The following is a 2,512-nucleotide window of genomic DNA, read 5'->3' on the forward strand; positions in this document are numbered from 1 at the left end:
ATCCAAAGTACCTTGACAAATTGCAGTATCCATTGTATACTGTAAAAAAATCAGAGCGGCTATTTTTCAAGCCGCTCCCACACATCGTTTTTATCACAGTTTTTGAATTTACAGAGATTTTTTCACAGAGCCCTTTTTATATACTTATTTTGCTGAGGTTAGTCCAGCCATCCATAATCTCCTCGAACCTTTGAAACCAAGGCAGCTTACGGGGGAGTTCTTTTCCCAACGCGGAGCCTCCGTTGTCCTGATGAGTCGAAGGGTCGATACGCCTATATCGTTGAGCTTTTTTGCTGTCGGGATAAGGGAATCAAGGTTGCGGCGATGAACCTGCGTCTGCGACATCACGCAGAAGCCGCTCTTCGTGAATAGCTTGAACTCCTCATCGGTTAGCACCTGCGCAAATATTTCGTTCTTATCGGAAGAGCATCAAAAAGCCTTCATGGTAATATTGGAGTGCCTCAGAAAAAAACAAAATCGTACATCCGAGTGAAATGCTTCATTCACAGGCTCAAAAATCGTTCACAGCGGCTTCAATCGCTCTCGGTGGCGCAGCTTCCCGAACTGTCACCGATGCCGTCAAAAACGGCTCACAAATCGCTGATAGGTTTACTATCAGTTGGTTTTCGGAGAAACAAAAAAGGACTCGATTCCAGCGTTTTCACATTTCATGAAAACCACTAAAACCGAGTCCGAAACTTTGTGTACTATTTTTAGCTGAAAAATCAGAGATTAGCCGGTATATCGACCTTTGAAGAGCTCCGAAACCACCTTTGTGGGGGTTCAACTCCCTAAAAAGCCTTAAAACACCCCAATGTCATCCCTCATTTTTTTAAGAAATTTTTCTGAATTTGGGCAGCAAAAAAGCCCGAATATTCGGGTTTTTTCTGCATTGTCATACATTTAGTCATGACGATATGGTACGCCTGACTGGAATCGAACCAGCGCACATGGCGTCGGAGGCCACTGCTCTATCCACTGAGCTACAGGCGCATATTTGTTAACATTTACTATTATATCAAAAACTATTGTATTTTGCAAGAGTTTATGATATAATTGTTAGAGAAAAAATGAGGTTCGACGTAAAATAGGCTTAGAACCAATCGATGGGGGTGAAATTTTGGAGGATTATATCTACGTGATAGTTGCGCAGACCGGTACTGGTCCCGCAAGATTTTTCAGATTCATAACCAAAAAGCCATTTAACCATGTTTCTCTTTCGGCAGATGTAACTCTTTCAGAGATGTACAGCTTCTGTCGTACATATCGTCCTGTTCCGCTTCCTGCGACATTTAATAAGGAAATAGTCGGAAAGGGAACACTCGGACAGTTCGGATATATTCCATGTGAAATATATAGGATTCCTGTAACGAAAGAGCAGAAAGCGGAATATAACAGCATTATCCGCCATTTTGTTGATAACAGAAACATCTACTCATATAATATACTGGGCCTTTTAGCTGTATATATGAACATAGAGTGGAAACGCAAGAAAAGCTTTGTGTGTTCTCAGTTTGTTGCATATACTCTTGATAAGATCGGAATCCCGCTTGAGAAATCATTCTGTCTTTATACACCTGATGATTTCCGCAGATTCCCTGGAGCAACACTGTATTATGCAGGGGAACTGAATACTTTCTATGATGATATCATGTCTCGTCCTGAGAGTATGTATCCCAGAACATTTACATCTAGAGCAAACTAAACTATTTCAGATATTTTAGACGAGAGCAGAAATGCCGCTCGGATCTCGTCTGCGACAGTCAAATATACTGCAGTAATAATCCGGCTGTCGCTGTCTATCATATGACTGATCCGGAAACTCTTATCCAGTATATCAAGCTGAGAATAATCATTCTCTACCGTAAGATGTGCCGGAGATATCTGATTAATATTAAGTTTATTATAAGAATTTGCATAAGATAATAAAAACATTCTTAGACCGCAATTCAGTATGACGTAAGTAATTACGATACTGACTGCGGTCTTATTTATTCTTCTTTTCATCTTTCTCCTTAATTGAATCAAGCAACCTGCTAAGTGACTGACCGATAAGTTGTCCGCTGAACTGGACCTGATCAAGTGTGTTGCAGTGTGATCCGACTTCTATCAAAAGACTTCCCGTTGTAAGATCCTGATTATAGTGGCGATAGTCGAACAGGATGGGGCGTGTGAGACCTTTGTTATCTGATTCTAGCTGCTGCTGAAGACAGCAGGCGAAGTGAAAGTTCTTCATGTAATCCGGCATTCCCAGAGTCCCGTCATCACATCCGGAGATTATCATTACCTGAGCAGCTTCTTTTCCGTCTATTTCAGTATAAGGCTGGATAGCAGTCCCTTCTCCGGATATCGCATCCCTATGAATGTCAAGTGCTACCTTTATGCTAGGATACTGTTCAAGGATAGGTAATATAGTTTCTCTGCTTCTAGAGTACGAACCGTTGTATGATGGAAAATCGTGTATATCTGTTGCGTGAATAACACTATAACCTGCACCTTCCAGTTCTGCCTG

General features: G+C 41.4%; 3 protein-coding genes and 1 tRNA gene. 1 reads left to right on the plus strand and 3 read right to left on the minus strand.

Annotated features, from left to right (window positions below):
- Window positions 1-144 precede the first annotated feature (144 nt).
- Window positions 145-345, minus strand: coding sequence for a hypothetical protein (locus J6U00_RS12645; RefSeq protein WP_296582388.1), 201 nt, complete (start codon window positions 343-345; stop codon window positions 145-147).
- 573 nt (window positions 346-918) lie between these two features.
- Window positions 919-993, minus strand: a tRNA-Arg gene (locus J6U00_RS12650).
- A gap of 127 nt (window positions 994-1,120) precedes the next feature.
- Between J6U00_RS12650 and J6U00_RS12655 the strand changes: the two genes are divergently transcribed.
- Window positions 1,121-1,705 (plus strand): hypothetical protein, encoded by a 585-nt coding sequence (locus tag J6U00_RS12655; RefSeq protein WP_296582390.1) that lies wholly within the window; start codon window positions 1,121-1,123, stop codon window positions 1,703-1,705.
- Window positions 1,706-1,987: 282 nt separating this feature from the next.
- On the opposite strand, the gene J6U00_RS12660 is transcribed toward J6U00_RS12655, so the two are convergent.
- Window positions 1,988-2,512: stage II sporulation protein P (locus tag J6U00_RS12660; RefSeq protein WP_296582392.1), on the minus strand; the 525-nt coding region annotated here is incomplete at its 5' end.

This window comes from Ruminococcus sp. (assembly GCF_017650195.1).
Lineage (GTDB): Bacteria > Bacillota > Clostridia > Oscillospirales > Ruminococcaceae > Ruminococcus.

Bases quoted from the DNA above. Each gene is read 5' to 3' on its own strand.
- J6U00_RS12645 (WP_296582388.1), bottom strand. From the start codon at position 345: ATGTCGCAGACGCAGGTTCATCGCCGCAACCTTGATTCCCTTATCCCG.